This is a genomic window from Streptomyces sp. TLI_55 (assembly GCF_900206255.1).
Lineage (GTDB): Bacteria > Actinomycetota > Actinomycetes > Streptomycetales > Streptomycetaceae > Streptomyces > Streptomyces aquilus.
In genome coordinates this window covers 3,561,976-3,581,344 of the sequence record NZ_OAOJ01000001.1, presented here as the reverse complement: position 1 = coordinate 3,581,344, position 19,369 = coordinate 3,561,976, and the positions used below count along the sequence as shown (strand labels likewise).

Annotated in this window: 18 protein-coding genes and 1 tRNA gene; 15 read left to right on the top strand and 4 right to left on the bottom strand. The window is 71.6% G+C overall.

Going from position 1 to position 19,369, the window contains the following annotated elements:
• The first annotated feature begins 157 nt into the window (after positions 1-157).
• The gene (locus tag CRP56_RS16545) at positions 158-439 is read left to right on the top strand and encodes an HU family DNA-binding protein (RefSeq protein WP_007382399.1); all 282 of its coding nucleotides are present in this window, start codon (positions 158-160) and stop codon (positions 437-439) included.
• A gap of 101 nt (positions 440-540) precedes the next feature.
• On the opposite strand, the gene murA is transcribed toward CRP56_RS16545, so the two are convergent.
• Entirely contained in the window at positions 541-1,887 is a 1,347-nt protein-coding gene (gene murA / locus CRP56_RS16540; protein WP_097264767.1) for a UDP-N-acetylglucosamine 1-carboxyvinyltransferase, read from the bottom strand.
• A 252-nt stretch (positions 1,888-2,139) separates the two neighbouring features.
• On the opposite strand from murA, the gene CRP56_RS16535 reads away from it, so the two are divergent.
• The 9 genes from CRP56_RS16535 (at position 2,140) to CRP56_RS16500 (ending at position 12,002) form a co-directional block, all read left to right on the top strand.
• Positions 2,140-2,712, top strand: a complete 573-nt coding sequence (locus CRP56_RS16535; protein ID WP_179851034.1) for a YqgE/AlgH family protein — start codon at positions 2,140-2,142, stop codon at positions 2,710-2,712.
• 29 nt (positions 2,713-2,741) lie between these two features.
• A complete protein-coding gene (locus tag CRP56_RS16530; RefSeq protein WP_079309856.1) occupies positions 2,742-3,029 on the top strand; it encodes a DUF3039 domain-containing protein in 288 nt (95 codons plus the stop codon).
• A 235-nt stretch (positions 3,030-3,264) separates the two neighbouring features.
• Positions 3,265-4,875, top strand: a complete 1,611-nt coding sequence (locus CRP56_RS16525; protein WP_097264763.1) for a beta-N-acetylhexosaminidase — start codon at positions 3,265-3,267, stop codon at positions 4,873-4,875.
• Positions 4,876-5,110: 235 nt separating this feature from the next.
• Positions 5,111-6,004, top strand: coding sequence for an FAD binding domain-containing protein (locus tag CRP56_RS16520; RefSeq protein ID WP_097264761.1), 894 nt, complete (start codon positions 5,111-5,113; stop codon positions 6,002-6,004).
• Positions 6,001-7,614 carry a 2Fe-2S iron-sulfur cluster-binding protein gene (locus tag CRP56_RS16515; protein WP_097264758.1) on the top strand — a complete coding sequence of 538 codons (1,614 nt, stop codon included), beginning with the start codon at positions 6,001-6,003 and terminating at the stop codon, positions 7,612-7,614. The genes CRP56_RS16520 and CRP56_RS16515 overlap by 4 nt, the downstream gene beginning before the upstream one ends.
• Entirely contained in the window at positions 7,611-9,920 is a 2,310-nt protein-coding gene (locus CRP56_RS16510; RefSeq protein WP_097264756.1) for a xanthine dehydrogenase family protein molybdopterin-binding subunit, read from the top strand. The genes CRP56_RS16515 and CRP56_RS16510 overlap by 4 nt, the downstream gene beginning before the upstream one ends.
• Positions 9,917-10,039: a hypothetical protein gene (locus tag CRP56_RS48395; protein ID WP_257040802.1), complete on the top strand. Its 123-nt coding sequence runs from the start codon at positions 9,917-9,919 to the stop codon at positions 10,037-10,039. The genes CRP56_RS16510 and CRP56_RS48395 overlap by 4 nt, the downstream gene beginning before the upstream one ends.
• Before the next feature lie 42 nt (positions 10,040-10,081).
• The gene (locus tag CRP56_RS16505; RefSeq protein WP_097274120.1) at positions 10,082-10,612 is read left to right on the top strand and encodes an AAA family ATPase; all 531 of its coding nucleotides are present in this window, start codon (positions 10,082-10,084) and stop codon (positions 10,610-10,612) included.
• Between the two features lie 211 nt (positions 10,613-10,823).
• Positions 10,824-12,002 (top strand): SUKH-4 family immunity protein, encoded by a 1,179-nt coding sequence (locus tag CRP56_RS16500; RefSeq protein WP_097264754.1) that lies wholly within the window; start codon positions 10,824-10,826, stop codon positions 12,000-12,002.
• Positions 12,003-12,027: 25 nt separating this feature from the next.
• Here CRP56_RS16500 and CRP56_RS16495 read toward each other — a convergent pair whose 3' ends face one another.
• Positions 12,028-12,654, bottom strand: a complete 627-nt coding sequence (locus CRP56_RS16495) for a hypothetical protein (RefSeq protein WP_097264751.1) — start codon at positions 12,652-12,654, stop codon at positions 12,028-12,030.
• 3 nt (positions 12,655-12,657) lie between these two features.
• Entirely contained in the window at positions 12,658-14,154 is a 1,497-nt protein-coding gene (locus CRP56_RS16490; protein ID WP_097264749.1) for a hypothetical protein, read from the bottom strand.
• 292 nt (positions 14,155-14,446) lie between these two features.
• On the opposite strand from CRP56_RS16490, the gene CRP56_RS16485 reads away from it, so the two are divergent.
• Entirely contained in the window at positions 14,447-14,830 is a 384-nt protein-coding gene (locus CRP56_RS16485; protein ID WP_097264747.1) for a hypothetical protein, read from the top strand.
• 66 nt (positions 14,831-14,896) lie between these two features.
• Here CRP56_RS16485 and CRP56_RS16480 read toward each other — a convergent pair.
• A tRNA-Cys gene (locus CRP56_RS16480) sits at positions 14,897-14,968 on the bottom strand.
• A 221-nt stretch (positions 14,969-15,189) separates the two neighbouring features.
• On the opposite strand from CRP56_RS16480, the gene CRP56_RS16475 reads away from it, so the two are divergent.
• The 4 genes from CRP56_RS16475 to CRP56_RS16460 all read left to right on the top strand — a co-directional run bounded on the left by CRP56_RS16475 (position 15,190) and on the right by CRP56_RS16460 (position 19,207).
• On the top strand, positions 15,190-16,638 hold the full coding sequence (locus tag CRP56_RS16475) for an MFS transporter (protein ID WP_097264744.1): 1,449 nt from the start codon (positions 15,190-15,192) through the stop codon (positions 16,636-16,638).
• 48 nt (positions 16,639-16,686) lie between these two features.
• Complete coding sequence (locus CRP56_RS16470; RefSeq protein ID WP_013003224.1) at positions 16,687-16,884, top strand: Arc family DNA-binding protein; 198 nt, start codon at positions 16,687-16,689, stop codon at positions 16,882-16,884.
• A complete protein-coding gene (locus CRP56_RS16465) occupies positions 16,885-17,271 on the top strand; it encodes a type II toxin-antitoxin system death-on-curing family toxin (protein WP_097264742.1) in 387 nt (128 codons plus the stop codon).
• A gap of 139 nt (positions 17,272-17,410) precedes the next feature.
• The gene (locus CRP56_RS16460) at positions 17,411-19,207 is read left to right on the top strand and encodes a DEAD/DEAH box helicase (RefSeq protein ID WP_097264740.1); all 1,797 of its coding nucleotides are present in this window, start codon (positions 17,411-17,413) and stop codon (positions 19,205-19,207) included.
• The last annotated feature ends 162 nt before the right edge of the window (positions 19,208-19,369 follow it).

The window sequence follows — 19,369 nt, the reverse complement described above, 5'->3', positions numbered from 1 at the left end:
TGTTCTCACGACTCCTACGGGTGCCGGATTGGCTTTCCCGCCGCAGGTAGGGGCAGGATGCGTCTCTGGGCGCGGCGCATCGGCAAACGACAGCGCCCAACATGCGGCTCCGCCGCGTGGCACGCCGCAACGGCAAGAAGAACACGGGAGTAAGAACATGAACCGCAGTGAGCTGGTGGCCGCGCTGGCCGACCGCGCCGAGGTGACCCGCAAGGACGCCGACGCCGTTCTGGCCGCTTTCGCCGAGACCGTCGGCGAGATCGTCGCCAAGGGCGACGAGAAGGTCACCATCCCCGGCTTCCTGACCTTCGAGCGCACCCACCGTGCCGCTCGCACCGCGCGCAACCCGCAGACCGGCGACCCGATCCAGATCCCGGCCGGCTACAGCGTGAAGGTTTCGGCGGGCTCCAAGCTCAAGGAAGCCGCCAAGGGCAAGTGAGCCTGACCGTACGTCCGGGACGACGTACGAGGCGCGAGTAACGCCAATGGGGCGGCCACCCGGTGAGGGTCGGCCGCCCCATTGGCGTGCGTACGACGGTGTTACCCGAGCGCCTTGCCCGGCAGCTCCACCTTCGCGCCCAGCTCGACGAGCTTCTCCATGAAGTTCTCGTAGCCGCGGTTGATCAGGTCGATGCCGTGCACCCGCGAGGTCCCCTGGGCCGCGAGGGCCGCGATGAGGTACGAGAAGCCGCCGCGGAGGTCGGGGATGACCAGGTCGGCGCCCTGGAGCTTGGTGGGTCCGGCGACGACCGCCGAGTGGAGGAAGTTGCGCTGGCCGAAGCGGCAGTCGGAGCCGCCCAGGCACTCGCGGTACAGCTGGATGTGAGCACCCATCTGGTTCAGCGCGGAGGTGAACCCGAGCCGGGACTCGTACACCGTCTCGTGGATGATCGACAGACCCGTGGCCTGCGTCAGCGCGACCACCAGCGGCTGCTGCCAGTCCGTCTGGAAGCCCGGGTGCACATCGGTCTCGAGCGCGATGGACTTCAACTGGCCACCGGGGTGCCAGAAACGGATGCCCTCGTCGTCGATCTCGAAGGCACCGCCCACCTTCCGGTAGGTGTTGAGGAACGTCATCATCGAGCGCTGCTGGGCGCCGCGGACGTAGATGTTGCCCTCGGTCGCGAGCGCGGCCGAGGCCCAGGACGCGGCCTCCAGACGGTCCGGCAGGGCCTTGTGGTTGTAGCCGCCGAGCGAGTCCACACCGGTGATGCGGATCGTGCGGTCGGTGTCCATCGCGATGATGGCGCCCATCTTCTGCAGAACGCAGATGAGATCCTCGATCTCGGGCTCCACCGCGGCGTTGGACAGCTCGGTGACGCCCTCCGCCAGCACGGCCGTCAGCAGTACCTGCTCGGTCGCGCCCACCGACGGGTACGGCAGCCGGATCTTCGTACCGCGCAGCCGCCGCGGCGCCTCCAGGAACTGCCCGTCCGCACGCTTCTCGATGGTCGCGCCGAACTGCCGCAGCACCTCGAAGTGGAAGTCGATCGGCCGGCCACCGATGTCACAGCCGCCGAGGCCCGGGATGAAGGCGTGCCCGAGGCGGTGCAGCAGCGGACCGCACAACAGGATCGGGATACGGCTGGAACCCGCGTGGGCATCGATGTCAGCGACGTTGGCGCTCTCGACGTGCGTCGGGTCCATCACCAGCTCACCGGGCTCGTCGCCCGGACGGACCGTCACACCGTGCAGTTGCAGCAGACCGCGTACGACGCGCACGTCACGGATGTCCGGAACGTTGCGCAGTCGACTCGGCCCGCTGCCCAGCAGGGCGGCGACCATGGCCTTCGGTACGAGGTTCTTCGCACCGCGGACACGGATCTCGCCCTCCAGCGGGGTTCCGCCGTGGACAAGCAGTACGTCGTCATTGCCGTTGACGGTCATGTATCTCGCGTTCCGATTGGTGGGGCAGGGGCCAGAAGGGAAAGGGTAATCGCCGTCCACCCCCCTTCCGTAAGCCCAAGGACGGCCCAGCTACGTCATAGCTGTGTCACAACACCCACCGTTCGCTCACGGGTACATGGGGTCACCGGCACGGCCGTGCGCCGCGCATGCCTCATTCAGCCCTGAGCTGCATCGCCTCCCGTCCCCGCATTGCCTCCCCCTTCGGGGGGAAGATGCGGGATCATGTCTGGCATGACCGAGGTGTCCTCGCTCACAGGGCGGTTGCTCGTGGCAACGCCCGCCCTGGCGGACCCGAACTTCGACCGTGCGGTGGTGCTCCTTCTCGACCACGACGAGGAGGGCTCCCTCGGTGTCGTCCTCAACCGGCCGACCCCGGTGGATGTCGGCGACATCCTGGAGGGCTGGGCGGACCTCGCCGGCGAACCCGGGGTCGTCTTCCAGGGCGGCCCGGTCTCCCTCGACTCGGCGCTCGGGGTCGCCGTCATCCCCGGCGGCGCGTCCGGTGAGAGGGCCCCGCTGGGCTGGCGCCGGGTGCACGGCGCGATCGGCCTGGTCGACCTGGAGGCCCCGCCGGAGCTGCTCGCCTCGGCCCTGGGTTCCCTGCGGATCTTCGCGGGATACGCCGGCTGGGGGCCCGGCCAGCTGGAGGACGAGCTGGTGGAGGGCGCCTGGTACGTCGTGGAGTCCGAGCCCGGTGACGTGTCCTCGCCGGCCCCGGAGAGACTCTGGCGCGAGGTCCTGCGCCGCCAGCGCAACGAGCTGGCGATGGTGGCCACGTATCCGGACGACCCTTCGCTCAACTGAAGCGTGTGACCTTAAGTACCCTGGCTTTCATGAGCACTCTTGAGCCCGAGCGCGGGACTGGTACGGGGACCCTCGTAGAGCCGACGCCACAGGTGTCCCACGGCGACGGCGACCACGAGCGCTTCGCCCACTACGTCCAGAAGGACAAGATCATGGCGAGCGCCCTCGACGGGACCCCCGTCGTGGCGCTGTGCGGCAAGGTGTGGGTGCCGGGCCGCGACCCGAAGAAGTACCCCGTGTGTCCCATGTGCAAGGAGATCTACGAGTCCATGGGCGCCGGCGGGGACGGCGACGGCAAGGGCGGCGGCGACAAGTAGGTCCGCCTGCCCGGCCGAGTCCCACTGAGGCCTCCAGGCGCGTTTCGGCGTGCCTCGGGGGCCTTTGTGCTGTCGCCTTTGTGCTGTCACCTTTGTGCTGTCCGTCGGCCGGTCACGAAGTGGTGTAGACCTCTTGTGGGCATGTCCCCGGAGTCCTTAGCCTCCGTTGCGCAGAGAAAAACTGTGATTGCGCATATTGCAACGCGCCGCCGTGAGCCGAAAGGTCTGGTCACTCATGGATCTCATTCCGGCGCCCGACCGGGTGGAGCGGAGCGAGGGTTTCCTGGAACTCGGCGACGACTTCGGGATCGAGGCCGGGCCGGGCACCGAGGGCACCGCGCGCTGGCTGCGCGCGACGCTCGGCGCGGCGACCGGACTCGCCCTGCCGCCGAGGCAGGGGGACGAGCGCGACGTCCTCCACCTGTCCGTCCGGCCCGGACTCGGGGAGGAGGCCTACCGCCTCGTCGTCGCTCCCCACGGCGTCCACCTCCAGGGCGGCTCGCCCGCCGGTGTCTTCCGGGGCGCCCAGACGCTGCGTCAGCTGCTCGGCCCCGACGCCTTCCGGCGCGCACCCCTTCCCGGCCGCACCTGGCGGCTGCCGCTGACGGAGATCCAGGACGCGCCCCGATTCCGCTGGCGCGGCCTCATGCTCGACGTCGCCCGGCACTTCATGCCCAAGGACGGAGTGCTGCGCTATCTCGATCTGATGGCCGCCCACAAACTCAACGTCTTCCACTTCCACTTGACGGACGACCAGGGCTGGCGCGTCGAGATCAAGCGGTATCCCCGGCTCACCGAGGTCGGTTCATGGCGGGCGCGGACGAAATTCGGTCACCGGGCCTCGCCGTTGTGGGAGGAGAAACCGCACGGTGGCTACTACACCCAGGACGACATCCGCGAAATCGTCGCCTACGCCGCCGAGCGGCATATCGCCGTCGTCCCGGAAATCGACGTACCCGGCCACTCGCAGGCCGCGATCGCCGCGTACCCGGAACTCGGCAACACCGATGTGATCGACACGACTTCCCTCTCCGTCTGGGACAACTGGGGGATCTCTCCGAACGTACTCGCCCCCACTGACAACACCCTGCGCTTCTACGAGGGGGTGTTGGAGGAAGTGCTGGAACTGTTCCCGGGAGAGTTCGTCCACATCGGCGGTGACGAATGCCTCAAGGACCAGTGGCGGCAATCGGCCACGGCACAATCCCGTATCAAGGAACTCGGCGTCGGGGACGAGGACGGACTTCAGGCCTGGTTCGTACGCCACTTCGACCAGTGGCTCTCCGCGCGCGGGCGCAGACTCATCGGCTGGGACGAGATTCTCGAGGGCGGTCTCGCGGAGGGCGCGGCGGTGTCCTCGTGGCGCGGCTACGAGGGCGGGGTGACGGCCGCGCGCGCGGGCCACGACGTCGTCATGTGCCCCGAGCAGCACGTCTACTTGGACTACCGGCAGGCCGACGGCCCCGACGAGCCGGTGCCCATCGCCTATGTGCGCACCCTGGAGGACGTCTACCGCTTCGAGCCCGTTCCCGTGGAGCTGACCGCGGACGAGGCGGCGCACGTGCTCGGTACCCAGGCCAACCTGTGGACCGAGGTGATGGAGGACTCCGCGCGCGTGGACTACCAGGCGTTCCCCCGGCTCGCGGCCTTCGCCGAGGTCGCCTGGAGCGGCCTGCCCGCCCCCGCCGAGCGGGACTTCGCCGGCTTCGAGCGGCGGATGGCCGCCCATTACCGGCGACTTGACGCCCTCGGCGTCGGATACCGGCCGTCCACTGGCCCCCTGCCGTGGCAGCGGCGCCCCGGAGTGCCGGGTCGCCCGATCGAGGGGACGCCACCGAACAAGTAGCGGAGAAACCCCGGCAGTATCACTGAAGAGAGGCAATTCGCTCACACCGGTGATGCCGTACGAAAACGGACCATCTCCCTGATGAGGTGGGCGAATGCCTCCTACCGGACCCCGTTCTTCGGGCCCTGCGAAGATGTGCCAGAGTTGCCACGTCCGCCCTGTCAGCACGTACCGTACGGCAGCAACAGGCGGGACCAGCTGGGACCAGGTGGGGCAGCGGGAAGGGGCAGCCGGTTTGACCACGCACGCACCGCAGGCGGCGCAGGCCGTCACGCTGCCCACGACGCTCGACGAGGCCGTGGCGGCGCTGGCCGCCACGCCCGCCGCCGTGCCCGTCGCGGGCGGCACCGATCTCATGGCCGCGGTGAACTCCGGCCAGCTCAGGCCCGCCGCGCTGGTCGGCCTCGGCCGGATCAGCGAGATCCGCGGCTGGCAGTACCAGGACGGGCACGCCCTGCTCGGCGCCGGACTCACGCACGCGCGCATGGGCCGCCCCGACTTCGCCGCCCTCATCCCCGCGCTCGCCGCCTCCGCGCGCGCCGCGGGCCCGCCGCAGATCCGCAACGCGGGCACCCTGGGCGGCAACATCGCCACCGCGTCCCCCACCGGCGACGCGCTGCCGGTGCTGGCCGCCCTGGAGGCGACGCTGATCATCGCGGGCCCGGGCGGAGCCCGCCGGGAACTGCCGGTGTCGCATCTGCTGGCCGGGGTGGACATGCTGCGCGGCGGCGAGCTCATCGGCTTCGTGCGCGTGCCGCTGCTGCACGCCCCGCAGGTCTTCCTCAAGGCCACCGGCCGCACCGGCCCCGGGCGGGCCATCGCCTCCGTCGCGCTGGTCCTCGACCCCGCCCGGCGCGGAGTCAGGTGCGCCGTCGGAGCCATAGCGCCGATGCCGCTGCGGCCCCTGGACGCCGAGCAGTGGGTCGGCCGGCTGATCGACTGGGACAACAACCGCGCGCTCGTCCCGGAGGCCCTGCACGCCTTCGGTGAGTACGTCGCCGCGGCCTGCATCCCCGACCCGGCCCCGGAGCCCGACGGCTCCGTGCAGCCGCTTCCGCCCGCCGTACTGCACCTGCGGCGCACCGTCGCCGCGCTGGCCCGACGAGCACTGGGGAGGGCACTGTCGTGACCGACGACCAGCACGGAGAAGGCGCCGCACCCCGCGGCGGCGGCCGCTGGGACCCGCTGCCCCAGGGCGACTACGACGACGGCGCCACCGCCTTCGTGAAGCTCCCCGAGGGCGGCATCGACGCGCTGCTGGCCTCCGACAGCCCGCTCGCGGCGCCGGGCCACGGCTATGTGCCGCCGCAGATAACGGTGGCGCCCGGCAGCGCCGCGGACTCCGACCCGGCGGCCACCGGCGGCTGGGCCGCGGCCCCGGCCGGCGGTGCGCAGTGGCCCGACCCCAACGCCGTACCGCAGGACGGGCACCAGGTCGGCAACGACCAGTTCACGTACCACCCGGGGGCGACCGGGCAGTGGACCTTCCAGGACGCGTCGGACTCCGCCCCGGCGCCCGGCCACGACGTCACCGGACAGTGGTCCATCCCCGTCGCCGGGGGCGATCTTCCGGACGAATCGGGCGAGTTCACCACGTCGGCCCTCGTCGAGCAGTGGGGCGGCGGCACCCCTCCGGCCACCCTGCCCGGCGGCGCGTCGGCCCCCTGGGCGACCCACACGGGACAGCCCTGGGACACCGGGGCGGTGGACACCGGGCAGCCGGCGGCTCCCGGACCCGAGCACGGACACGCGCACGTCCCCGCCGACGGCGGTCATGGCCTGCCGGCCGGCGACGCGCACGTACACGTGCCGCCGGGGGCCGTGGGTGACGCGGACGTCCACGCGCGTGTGGCGGCGGGCCCGGACGCGGCGCACGCTCCCGCCGAGCCGCACGACCACCCCTCCGACGCCGCCCCCGCCGCAGCCGCCTCACAGCCCTCCCCGGGCGACGGTGAGGACGCCGCCGCGGCCGAGGCCCCCGAGGGCTCCCAAGGGGCCGTGGAAGCCGCTGAAGAGGCCTCCGAGCCGCCCGCCGAGCACGCCCCGGACGGCGACACCGCCCCCGCGGCCGAGGACGCGGAAGAGAACACCGCCGAACACCCCCCCGCCTTCCCCGGCGAAGAACACCCCCTCGCCGCCTACGTCCTGCGTGTCAACGGCGTCGACCGGCCCGTGGCCGACGCCTGGATCGGTGAGTCGCTGCTCTACGTGCTGCGTGAGCGGCTCGGCCTCGCCGGGGCCAAGGACGGCTGCTCGCAGGGCGAGTGCGGGGCCTGCAACGTCCAGGTGGACGGGCGGCTCGTCGCCTCCTGCCTGGTCCCCGCCGTCACCGCCGCCGGCAGCGAGGTCCGTACCGTCGAGGGCCTCGCCGAGGACGGCCGCCCCTCCGACGTCCAGCGGGCGCTCGCCCGGTGCGGCGCCGTGCAGTGCGGCTTCTGCGTGCCGGGCATGGCGATGACCGTGCACGACCTGCTGGAGGGCAACCCGGCGCCGACCGAGCTGGAGACCCGCCAGGCGCTGTGCGGCAACCTGTGCCGCTGCTCCGGCTACCGGGGCGTCGTCGACGCCGTCAAGGAGGTCGTCGCCGAGCGCGAGGCACACGCCGCCGCGAACTCCGAGTCGAACGGCGACGAGGCACGTATTCCCCACCAGGCGGGCCCGGGAGCCGGCGGTGTGAACCCGTCGGCCTTCGAGCCGCGGCACGACCAGGCGTACGGAACGGACGGAGGCCAGGCGTGAGCAACGAAGCCGCCACCGCGACCACCCCCGCGGAGGCAGCCCCTGCCCCCGAGCCGATCCCGCACGGCCTCGGCGCCTCCCTCCCGGCCGCCGACGCCCGCGCCAAGACCGAGGGCACGTTCCCGTACGCGGCCGACCTGTGGGCCGAGGGCCTGCTGTGGGCGGCCGTGCTGCGCTCCCCGCACCCGCACGCGCGCATCGTGTCCATCGACACGACCCACGCGCGGGAGATGCCGGGCGTCCGCGCGGTCATCACCCACGAGGACGTCCCCGGCCACCCGCTGTACGGCCGCGGCAAGGCCGACCGCCCGGTCTTCGCCTCCGAGGTCGTACGCCACCACGGCGAGCCCATCGCGGCCGTCGCCGCCGACCACCCCGACACCGCGCGGATGGCCGCCGCGGCCGTCATCGTCGAGTACGAGGTGCTCGACCCGGTCACCGACCCCGAGCTGGCCTTCGAGGCCGAGCCGCTGCACGCCGACGGCAATCTGATCCGGCACATCCCGCTGCACCACGGCGACCCGGCCGCGACCGGCGAGATCGTCGTCGAGGGCCAGTACCGCATCGGCCGCCAGGACCCGGCCCCCATCGGCGCCGAGGCCGGCCTCGCCGTGCCCCGCCCCGACGGCGGCGTCGAGCTCTACCTCGCCTCCACCGACCCGCACACCGACCGGGACACCGCCGCCGCGTGCTACGGCCTGGAACCCGAGCGCGTCAAGATCGTCGTCACCGGCGTCCCCGGCGCCACCGCCGACCGCGAGGACCAGGGCATCCAGCTCCCGCTCGGCCTGCTCGCGCTCAAGACGGGCTGCCCGGTGAAACTCACGGCCACGCGCGAGGAGTCCTTCCTCGGCCACGTCCACCGCCACCCGACCCTCCTGCGCTACCGCCACCACGCCGACGCCGAGGGCAGGCTGGTGAAGGTCGAGGCGCAGATCCTGCTCGACGCGGGCGCCTACGCCGACACCTCCTCCGAGGCCCTCGCCGCCGCCGTCGGCTTCGCCTGCGGCCCCTATGTCGTCCCGAACGCCTTCATCGAGGGCTGGGCCGTGCGCACCAACAACCCGCCCTCCGGCCATGTCCGCGGCGAGGGCGCCATGCAGGTGTGCGCCGCCTACGAGGCCCAGATGGACAAGCTGGCGAAGAAGCTGGGCATCGACCCCGCCGAACTCCGCCTGCGCAACGCCATGGCCACCGGCGACGTCCTGCCGACCGGCCAGACCGTGACCTGCCCGGCCCCGGTCGCCGAACTCCTCCAGGCGGTACGGGACTTCCCGCTGCCCGCGCTGCCCAAGGACACCCCCGAGGACGAGTGGCTGCTGCCCGGCGGCCCCGAGGGCGCGGGCGAACCGGGCGCGATCCGCCGCGGCGTGGGCTATGGCCTGGGCATGGTGCACATGCTCGGCGCCGAGGGCGCCGACGAGGTCTCCACGGCCACGGTCAAGGTCCACGACGGCATCGCGACCGTGCTCTGCGCGGCCGTCGAGACCGGCCAGGGCTTCACCACGCTGGCCCGCCAGATCGTCCAGGAGACGCTCGGCATCGACGAGGTCCACGTGGCCCCCGTCGACACCGACCAGCCCCCGGCCGGCGCGGGCTGCCGAGGCCGCCACACCTGGGTCTCCGGCGGCGCGGTGGAACGCGCGGCGAAGATGGTCCGCACCCAGCTCCTCCAGCCGCTGGCGCACAAGTTCGGGATGTCCACCGAACTGCTCCAGATCACCGACGGCAAGATCACCTCGTACGACGGCGTCCTGTCGACCACCGTCACCGAGGCGCTGGAGGGCAAGGAGCTGTGGGCCACCGCCCAGTGCCGCCCGCATCCGACGGAGCCGCTCGACGAGCAGGGCCAGGGCGACGCGTTCGTCGGCATGGCCTTCTGTGCGATCCGCGCGGTGGTGGACGTCGACATCGAACTCGGCTCGGTCCGGGTCGTCGAACTCGCCGTCGCGCAGGACGTCGGGCGGGTGCTCAACCCGGCCCAGCTGGCGGCCCGTATCGAGGCCGGTGTCACCCAGGGCGTGGGCATCGCGCTGACCGAGAACCTGCGCACCGCGCGCGGGCTGATCCGGCACCCGGACCTCACCGGGTACGCGCTGCCGACGGCCCTGGACGCGCCGGACATCCGGATCGTGAAGCTCGTCGAGGAGCGGGACGTGGTCGCGCCCTTCGGCGCCAAGGCGGTGAGCGCGGTGCCGGTGGTGACGTCACCGGCGGCCGTCGCCTCCGCCGTACGGGCCGCGACCGGCCGCCCGGTGAACCGGCTGCCGATCCGCCCGCAGGCCGCGGTGGTGACGGGACAGTGAGCCAGGAGGACCCGCAGCGCTACGAACCGCCGCCCAGCGTCGGCAAGTTGCTGATCTGGATACTGGTGTTCGCGCTCGCCGCGCTGGTGGTCGTGCTGGGCGGTGTCTACCTGACGTGACGGGCGGGGGCGGTCTCGTGGTGTGTGGGTGCGTCTGACGTGCTGCGCGGCGTCGTCCTCGTCACCGGAGTCATGGCGTCCGGCAAGTCGACGGTCGCTCAAGCCCTGGCGGAACGGCTGCCGCGCGCGGCGCACGTCCGCGGGGACGTCTTCCGGCGGATGATCGTCTCCGGACGGCAGGAGTACGTTCCCGGAGGCGGCGGCGAGGGCGAGGCCCAACTCCGGCTGCGGTACCGGCTGTCGGCCGCGACCGCGGACGCGTACGCGCAGGCCGGGTTCACGGCCGTCGTGCAGGACGTGGTGCTGGGCGCCGAGCTGACGGCGTACGTGGACTCGATCCGCACCAGCCCCCTCTACGTCGTCGTCCTCGCCCCGAGCCCCGAGACGGTCGCCGCCCGTGAGGCGGATCGGGCCAAGACGGGGTACGGGGTGGCCTGGACGGTGCGGGAACTGGACCGGGAGCTGCGGGCCCGGACGCCCCGGATCGGGCTGTGGCTGGACACCTCGGAGCTTTCGGTGGGGGAGACGGTGGAGGCGATTCTGGCGGGGAGGCAACGCGCCAGGGTGGTTTGAGCGTCTCTGTGTCGTGGGGCGTTGCCGTGTGGCTGTGGAGCCTCGGCTGTCGGGGGCCTTTGTCAGTGGTGCGGCGCCCGGCTGTCGGGGGCCGTTGTCAGTGGTGCGGCGTAGTGTTCCGGTCAGTGGGGAACGACGGCGAGATCTTCACGACGAACCCGCCCTGCCTTGCCCTGCTCGGGGACACAGAGCTCGCACGCACGGGGGAACGATGAGCACGACCGGCACCGCACCCGCGGTGATCACCTTGACCGACGACGATCTGGAGCGCCTCGTCACGCACGCGTCCACGCGCAACTGGCTGACGGGCCCCGGACTGCCCACCGAGATCGGGCTGTTGAGCTTCGCGGAGCTCGGCCGGGAGGGCCTGCGCACCCTGACGGACGCGACCGGCGACCCCGACGGGCGGCTGGCCGTGGACATGCGGGACCAGTTGGTCATAGGCGGGCTGCTCGACGACGAGGGCCGGGAGACGGAGTCGGTCCTGCTCGACGGCATCACGGGCGAGGTGTCGACGACCGAGTTCTGGTGGGACCGCCCGGACCTGATGGAGCGCCGCCCGCTGGCCCCGTCGCTGGAGAAGCTGGTGCGCTTCGCGACGGCGACGGAGGAACTGACGGGGCTGCGCGGTCAGTTCGCGGCCTATGCCGACCGGCACGGCCCGCAGGCGGCGGCGGAGGCCTCGCGCCGGCTGCTCGCGATCTTCGAGGAGGGCACGGGCGGCGAGGTGCCGGCGTTGTGGCGGGCGGCTGCCCTGATCCGCCCGCTGTCCCTGACGGCAGGCCCGGGCCGGACCTCGGGGCTGGCGCTGGACCTTCCGTCCCGGCTGCTGGACCAGGAGTTCGGGCAGGGCGAGATCTGGCGCTTCGAGGAGGTCGACTTCCCCTCGACGCTCACCCATGAACCCACCCGCCGCTTCCTGCGCGACACGGGCCTGCCCGAGGACACGGCGCTCTTCCGCCTGGACACGGACGTCCCGCTGCCGACCCTGACCGAGCACCACGCCGACCACCCGGCCGCCGAACTCCCGGCCGACGCCGACCACTTGATACGCCTCGGTCACCTCGTCGAGGACAACAGCCTGGTGGTGGACGGCCGGACCGGCGCGGTCCTGCACTGGAGCGAGCCCGAAGCGGTGCTCCACCCGCTGAACACGGACGTCTCCACGCTCGCCTTCACGCTCTGGCTGCTGAGCCGCGAGGCGACACTCGACGAGGAGCTGTCGCGGGGCCGGGACCGCGTGCTGGGAGAGCCGCTGGGACCGCACGCCCAGCTGGCGGCCACGATGATCCAGGTCCTGTCGACCGTCGACCGCACCGGCAGCGCACCGGACGCCGACTGGCACTACTGGACACAGGCGCTGCGGGACGAGGCGGGCGGGGTGCTCTGACCGCACCCGCCTCGGTCCTTCCGGCTCACTCCTCCGGCGACTCCGGTGTCTCCGGCGCCGCCGAGGCCCCGCCGGGATCGGCGGCGTCCGGTGCGGCGGAGGTCGCCCCCGGCGCCGGTGCCTCGGGCGACTCCAGGACCGGATGGGGCCGGGTGCGGGCCGCGACCTCGGGCTCGGCCTCCCACAGCCTGGTCTGCTGCTCCCGCGCCTCCTCGGCGGCCCGGGTGATCAGCGCCCGCAACTCCGCGAGGTCCAGGGCGCCTTCCGCGCCGGGCCGGTCGTCCTCGACCTCCTCCGAGAGCAGCACGGTCTCGCCGTCGAGCGGGAAGACGCTGGAGAAGTACGGCACCCAGGAGCTGCGGCTCTCCCGGACCAGGAAGGCCACCTGCGGCCGCTGGTCCTCCGGCGCCAGCCGCCAGGCCACCTGCTCGGCGGACCCGGTGCCCCCGGGCATCCGGATGGTCAGCGCGCCCTCGTCGTCGCCCTTGAGCACTTCGGCGGGCGTAGCCCGGAAGGTGCCCAACTGCCGTTCCTCGCGCGCCTCGTGGTCGGCGGTGACCGACTCGAGCCGGCTGCCGCGCAGTACGACGACGGCCTGGCAGTCGCGGATGCGCTGGAGCAGGGTCGGCGTGCTGGTGAGATACGTCGCCATGGCTCACTCGCCTCCGTACCACAGGAGAAGGTTGTTGCCGACGCGGCTGTGGGCCAGGGCCGGCGCCGTGCTGGACGTCGAGTTGGGCAGCTGCTGGGCCGTCGACCAGGACGTCTTGAGCCACTCCTTCTGCGCGACGCGCAGCGAGGTGAGGAAGTTCTGTTCCCGGAAGGAGAGATGGAAGAGATTGCGGCCGGGATCGTAGGTGACGGCGGGCTGGGTGCGGGTGCGGTCGTTGGAGTAGCCGGTGCCGCGTTGCACGAGCCGGTCGCCGGAGACCTCGCAGTCGAGGCTGCGGACGAGGTTCATGGAGGTGATGCCGGGTCCCGCCCAGGAGAAGCCCAGCACCAGCCGGTTGTCGGGAGCGGCGGCCAGCGAGATCCCGGCGAGCGACTTGTAGTCGTAGCTGGTCGGCACGACGGCGGGCGCCGACCAGGACCAGCCGTCGTCGTAGGAGACGCTGGCGCGGATGCGGCCGGTGCCGGGGTGGTCGGCGCGGTCGAAGTGCGCCCAGGCCAGCACCCAGGCGCGGCGGCCGTTCACCACGGTGGAGGCGAGGCCTGGGGTGCCGAAGGTGGTGGCGCCGGCCGGGGTGCCGGCCCAGGCCCAGCTCTGCCCCTGGTTGGTGGAGCGGACGACGCGGATGCTGCCGTTGTCGTCGTTGTGCACCCAGGCCATGAGCATCAGCCCGCCGGGTTCGTCGGCGAGGGCGGGGCCGTGCACGGAGCGCTCACCGCCGTAGTACACCCAGCCGTTGAAGAGGAAGTTGACGCCGTCGGTGCGCAGCCAGGTGGGGATCCGGTTCGGGTGGCTCCACCCGAGCGCGTACAGCCCGCTGGTGCCGATGGAGGTGACGCCGGGCGTCAGACAGGTGCGCGCCTGGTAGTTGTTGTAGTCGGTGATCTGCGTGCCCTGGGCGAACCAGGACCCGCCCCCGTCGACGGACCGGAACTCGCGCAGCCGGTTCCGGTCGAAGTCCCGGTAGATGGCCTTGACCTTGGCGACGTCGCCCTCCCACGGCCCGAACCGGTACCGGTGATAGCCGTAGTCGCCCCACATGGTGTCCTGGTCGCCGGCACTGTGGTCGAGCCAGAAGCAGTGCCCCAGCTCGTGCTGGAAGACGCCCTGGAGATCGATCTGCCCCGGCGCGGCGTTGAACGGCACGAGGGGCCACGGCGTGAGATCGGCCCCGTTCTTCCGGTGGATGACGAGACTCGCCTTGCGCCAGCTGGTGAACGTCGAGGCGACGCGTGTGGTGTCGAAGTGCCGTTCGTTCATCGACACGAGGATCTCGCCGTCCTGCGGTTCGGTCCGGTCGGTGTAGTTCCAGAACTGGAAGCGGCAGTCGACCCCCGCGTTCTGCCACCGCGTGTACGCGTTGAGCACCGCGTCCGTGACCGGCCCCTGCCAGTCGTTGCTGATGCCCTGCGCGGTGAAGGACTGCCAGTTGATGAAGATCCGGGGCCGGTCCCCGGCGTTCCAATATGCCTGATCGCCCATCGCATCCCCCTGATGCCGGCGCGGGGCCCCTCAGCGACCCCGGTGCGGGCAGCATGGCAGCGGATCAAGCACGCAGGGAGACAAACGGCCTATGTGGGGACGCACCTTTCGCTTTGCTGACTCATCGGAGGATTCACAGCAAAACGGAACGAACGGCACAAGGGGACATGGGTCGCGCAGGCCCCGCCGCCACCCTTTAATCATCAGCCAACTCCCTTTCCCCTCAGGTAAGTTCGGGCGCGACCAGTTGTTCGAAGAGAGGACCGCCGCTGTGCGCAAGCTCCACCGTCGAATGACGACCGCCCTCGGAGTAGCCGCGGCCTCCGCGTCGGCGCTCGCCCTGGGCATTGCCCCCGCGCAGGCCTCCGGTGAGGTCTACGAGGCCTCCAACTCGATCATCTCGTCGGACGTCACCGCGAAGACGTACTTCGCCGCCGACGGCGAGATCCTCACCGCCCTCGACATGCTGAAGGACGGCCACGGCACGGCCGCCCAGTGGCGCTACAACTCCAGCTCCTCGACGCACTCGTACTACAACGGCAACGGCTACGCCGTCGCCAAGGACTGGGACCTGTCCTTCCCCGAGGGCACCACCCTCCAGATCCGCGCCTGCCTCCAGGACGGTTCGGACGGCACCCCGTACCGGTGCGGCGGCTGGGAGTACGCCAGGGCCTGACTCCACCCAACCGAAAGGGCGGCACCCCCATCGGGGGGCGCCGCCCTTTCGTCACGCTCGACACAGAGGCCGTGGCGGGAATTGAACCCACGTACCTCGCTTTGCAGGCGAGTCCCTAAGCCACTCGGGCACACGGCCGTTCGCCGGGATCGGAGTCTGTGGTCCGTTCCGACCTCGGTGAGATGACCGTACGGGCGGGGCGAGAAGGGGCTCAAGGGAATCGCCCGCCCTGCAACGGGACTGCCACACGCCGTTCATGAAAGGCGCCGGGCGCGGCTGCGGTCGTACGACCAAGGTCCCAGCGCCGGCCCTCCCTCCGACAGGGGCAAAAGCCTGGCTCGGCCCTTACCCTGGCGACCATGACCACCCTCGAACCGCGCGACGCCGATGTCGCGGAGACCGCCCCTGACCTGCCCGCCGGTATCGAGGACGGAGTGCTGAGCCGGGCCTACCGGGCGCTCAGCGTCGGGATCGTGTCGGTCGTGCTGCTCATCGCCTTCGAGGCGACCGCGGTCGGGACGGCGATGCCGGTGGCGGCGCGGGAGCTGGACGGGGTGTCGCTGTACGCGTTCGCGTTCTCGGGGTATTTCACGACGTCGTTGTTCGGGATGGTGCTCTCCGGACAGTGGTCCGACCGGCGCGGGCCCCTCGGGCCGCTGACCTGCGGCATCGCCTCCTTCGCCGCCGGGCTGCTGCTGTCCGGCAGGGCGGGGGCGATGTGGCTGTTCATCCTCGGGCGGGCCGTGCAGGGGTTCGGCGGCGGGCTCGTCATCGTCGCGCTGTACGTCGTCGTCGGGCGGGCCTACCCCGAGCGGCTGCGGCCCGCGATCATGGCCGCCTTCGCCGCGGGCTGGGTCGTGCCGTCGATCGTCGGGCCGCTCGCGGCGGGCGCGGTGACCGAGCATCTGGGCTGGCGGTGGGTGTTCGTCGGGATTCCGGTGCTCGTCGTCTTTCCGCTGGCGCTCGCGCTGCCGCAGATCCGGCGGCGGGCCGGCGGCCCGGTCGGCGGCTCCGCCCGCAGCGCCTCCTTCGACCGGCGCCGCATCCGCCTCGCCCTCGGCATCTCGCTGGGCGCGGGACTGTTGCAGTACGCCGCCCAGGATCTGAGGTGGCTCTCGCTGGTCCCGGGCGTCGCGGGCGCCGCGCTCCTCGTGCCGGCCGTGCTGGGGCTGCTGCCCCGCGGCACCTACCGGGCCGCCCGCGGCCTGCCCTCCGTCGTGCTGCTGCGCGGGGTCGCCGCGGGGTCCTTCATCGCCGCCGAGTCCTTCGTGCCGCTGATGCTGGTCACGCAGCGGGGACTCACGCCGACGCTCGCCGGGTTCTCGCTCGCGGCGGGCGGGCTGACGTGGGCGCTGGGGTCATGGGTGCAGTCGCGGGCGCGGGTGGAACCGTACCGGGAGCGGCTGATGACGGCCGGGATGGTGCTGGTGGCGGTGTCCATCGCCGCGGCGCCGAGTGTGCTGATCGACTCGGTGCCGGCCTGGACGGTCGCGGTGGCCTGGGCCTTCGGGTGCTTCGGCATGGGCCTGGTGATCTCCTCCACCAGCGTGCTGCTGCTCGAGCTCTCCGCCCCCGAGGAGGCCGGTACGAACTCCGCGTCCCTCCAGATCTCCGATGCGCTTGCCAACGTGGTCCTGCTGGCTGCGGGCGGCGCCGCGTTCGCCGCGCTGGGCGGCGGCGCGGTGAGCCATGCGGCGACGGAGGCGTCGGGCTCGCATCCGGGGGCCTTCGCGGTGGTGTTCCTGCCGATGGCGGGGGTGGCGTTGGTGGGGGCTTGGGTGACGCGGCGGTTGCGGGTGTCTGTCTGATGGACGGTACCGTGATGGCCCCATTGGCGGTACCATCGTGGTATGGCTATGAATCTTCGTCTGCGTGACGACCAGCAGGAGGCGCTCAAGCTGCGGGCCGAGGAGGAGGGGCGCAGCATGCACGCCATAGTGCTTCAGGCGATCGACCGGTATCTGGAGCAGGAGGCCGACCGGGCGACGGTGCGGCGCCTGGGGGCGAAGTACGCGGCGGGCCACGCCGACCTGCTGCGGAGGCTGGGGGAGTAGATGAAGTACCTCACGGTCCAGGAGGTTCTGGACCTGGCGGAGCTGGCGTGTGGGGAGCAGACGCAGGTCGCCGTGCGCGATCTGGGTCTGCTCAGCTCGGCCGTCCACCGTCCCCAGTCGCAGATGTTCGGCGTCGAGGCGTACACGGACCTTTTCGAGAAGGCCGCGGCGCTGCTGCAGTCGCTGACGGTGCACCATCCCCTGGTGGACGGCAACAAGCCCATGGGGTGGATGTGCACCGTCGTCTTCCTCGACTTCAACGGCACCGAAATGCTCGACGTCGATCAGGACGAGGCGTACAAGCTCGTCATCGAGGTGGCGTCCGGCGACCTTGAGGACGTGAGCCTGATTGCCCGGCGGCTGAAGGGCCTCCACGAAGCCGTGTGACCTCGGTCCCACCCAAGGGCGACCCGCCCCCGTCCGCACGTTGACGGCGTCGGGCCGCCGGTAGGGTGGCCCGGTTGTCATACGTAGCCCGACCTTACGGACCACCAGCCGAGCCGCCCGACCCCTTCGTACGGAGACCGTGACTACTACCGCCGCCTCCACCACGTCCCATCACCTCTCGCCCGCCTTCCCCGGCCGCGCCCCCTGGGGCACCGCCAGCAAGCTGCGTGCCTGGCAGCAGGGGGCGATGGAGAAGTACATCCAGGAGCAGCCGCGTGACTTCCTCGCGGTGGCGACCCCGGGCGCCGGCAAGACGACCTTCGCCCTCACCCTCGCCTCCTGGCTGCTGCACCACCACGTCGTGCAGCAGGTGACCGTGGTCGCGCCGACCGAGCACCTGAAGAAACAGTGGGCGGAAGCGGCGGCGCGGATAGGGATCAAGCTGGACCCGGAGTACAGCGCGGGCCCGCTCGGCAAGGACTACCACGGCGTCGCCGTCACCTACGCCGGTGTCGGCGTCCGGCCCATGCTGCACCGCAACCGCGTCGAGCAGCGCAAGACCCTCGTCATCCTCGACGAGATCCACCACGCCGGCGACTCCAAGTCCTGGGGCGAGGCCTGCCTCGAAGCCTTCGAGCCCGCCACCCGCCGGCTCGCGCTCACCGGTACGCCGTTCCGGTCCGACACCAACCCCATCCCCTTCGTGACGTACGAGGAGGACAACGCGGGCATTCGGCGCTCGGCCGCCGACTACACGTACGGGTACGGGAACGCGCTCGCCGACCATGTCGTGCGCCCGGTGATCTTCCTGTCCTACAGCGGCAACATGCGCTGGCGGACGAAGGCCGGCGACGAGATCGCCGCCCGGCTCGGCGAGCCCATGACCAAGGACGCCATCTCGCAGGCCTGGCGTACGGCGCTCGATCCGCGCGGTGAGTGGATGCCGAGCGTGCTGCGCGCCGCCGACCAGCGGCTCACCGAGGTCCGCAAGGCCATCCCGGACGCGGGCGCGCTCGTCATCGCCTCCGACCAGGACTCCGCCCGCGCCTACGCCAAGCTGATCCGCGAGATCACGGGCACCAAGGCCACCCTCGTCCTCTCCGACGACGCCGGCGCCTCCAAGCGCATCGACGACTTCAGTGCGAGCAACGACCGGTGGATGGTCGCCGTCCGCATGGTGTCGGAGGGGGTCGACGTGCCGCGGCTGGCCGTCGGGGTGTACGCCACCACCATCTCCACACCCCTCTTCTTCGCGCAGGCCGTCGGGCGTTTCGTGCGGTCCCGGCGGCGTGGCGAGACCGCCTCCGTCTTCCTCCCGACCGTCCCCGACCTGCTCACCTTCGCCAACGAGATGGAGGTGGAACGGGACCACGCCCTCGACAAGCCGAAGAAGGAGGGCGAGGAGGACCCGTACGCCGAGTCCGAGAAGGAGATGGAGGAGGCGAACAAGGAGCAGGACGAGGACACCGGCGAGCAGGAGCAGTTCGCCTTCGAGGCGCTGGAGTCCGAGGCCGTCTTCGACCGGGTGCTCTACGACGGTGCCGAGTTCGGCATGCAGGCGCACCCGGGCAGCGAGGAGGAGCAGGACTACCTCGGGATTCCGGGCCTCCTGGAGCCCGACCAGGTGCAGCTGCTGCTCCAGAAGCGGCAGGCCCGGCAGATCGCGCACAGCCGCAAGAAGCCGGACTCCGAGGCGGACCTGCTGGAACTGCCCGCCGAGCGGCGGCCCGTCGTCTCCCACAAGGAGATGATGGAGCTGCGGAAGCAGCTCAACACGATGGTGAGTGCTTACGTCCACCAGAGCGGCAAGCCGCACGGGGTCATCCACACCGAGCTGCGGCGCGTTTGCGGCGGACCCCCCAGCGCCGAGGCCACGGCCGGGCAGCTGCGGCAGCGCATCGCCAAGGTCCAGGAGTGGGCCACCCGGATGCGCTGAGCCCCTGGCCGAGAGGGTGCGGGGCATGTCAGATGCTGTCCTCGCAGGATGCTGGGCGTCGTACGTATCAGGACAAACAGAAGTACTCCGTACCGGCCAGTGACCGGATTCTGGACGGAGCCTTCCGCTCAGCGAACCGGCTTCGCTAATGTCCCGCTACGC

Excerpts from the sequence above, each read along its gene's own strand:
- CRP56_RS16545 (WP_007382399.1), top strand. The coding sequence starts at position 158 with ATGAACCGCAGTGAGCTGGTGGCCGCGCTGGCCGACCGCGCCGAGGTG.
- murA (WP_097264767.1), bottom strand. The coding sequence starts at position 1,887 with ATGACCGTCAACGGCAATGACGACGTACTGCTTGTCCACGGCGGAACC.
- CRP56_RS16535 (WP_179851034.1), top strand. The coding sequence starts at position 2,140 with ATGACCGAGGTGTCCTCGCTCACAGGGCGGTTGCTCGTGGCAACGCCC.
- CRP56_RS16530 (WP_079309856.1), top strand. The coding sequence starts at position 2,742 with ATGAGCACTCTTGAGCCCGAGCGCGGGACTGGTACGGGGACCCTCGTA.
- CRP56_RS16525 (WP_097264763.1), top strand. The coding sequence starts at position 3,265 with ATGGATCTCATTCCGGCGCCCGACCGGGTGGAGCGGAGCGAGGGTTTC.
- CRP56_RS16500 (WP_097264754.1), top strand. The coding sequence starts at position 10,824 with ATGAGCACGACCGGCACCGCACCCGCGGTGATCACCTTGACCGACGAC.
- CRP56_RS16495 (WP_097264751.1), bottom strand. The coding sequence starts at position 12,654 with ATGGCGACGTATCTCACCAGCACGCCGACCCTGCTCCAGCGCATCCGC.
- CRP56_RS16490 (WP_097264749.1), bottom strand. The coding sequence starts at position 14,154 with ATGGGCGATCAGGCATATTGGAACGCCGGGGACCGGCCCCGGATCTTC.
- CRP56_RS16485 (WP_097264747.1), top strand. The coding sequence starts at position 14,447 with ATGACGACCGCCCTCGGAGTAGCCGCGGCCTCCGCGTCGGCGCTCGCC.
- CRP56_RS16475 (WP_097264744.1), top strand. The coding sequence starts at position 15,190 with ATGACCACCCTCGAACCGCGCGACGCCGATGTCGCGGAGACCGCCCCT.
- CRP56_RS16470 (WP_013003224.1), top strand. The coding sequence starts at position 16,687 with ATGAATCTTCGTCTGCGTGACGACCAGCAGGAGGCGCTCAAGCTGCGG.
- CRP56_RS16465 (WP_097264742.1), top strand. The coding sequence starts at position 16,885 with ATGAAGTACCTCACGGTCCAGGAGGTTCTGGACCTGGCGGAGCTGGCG.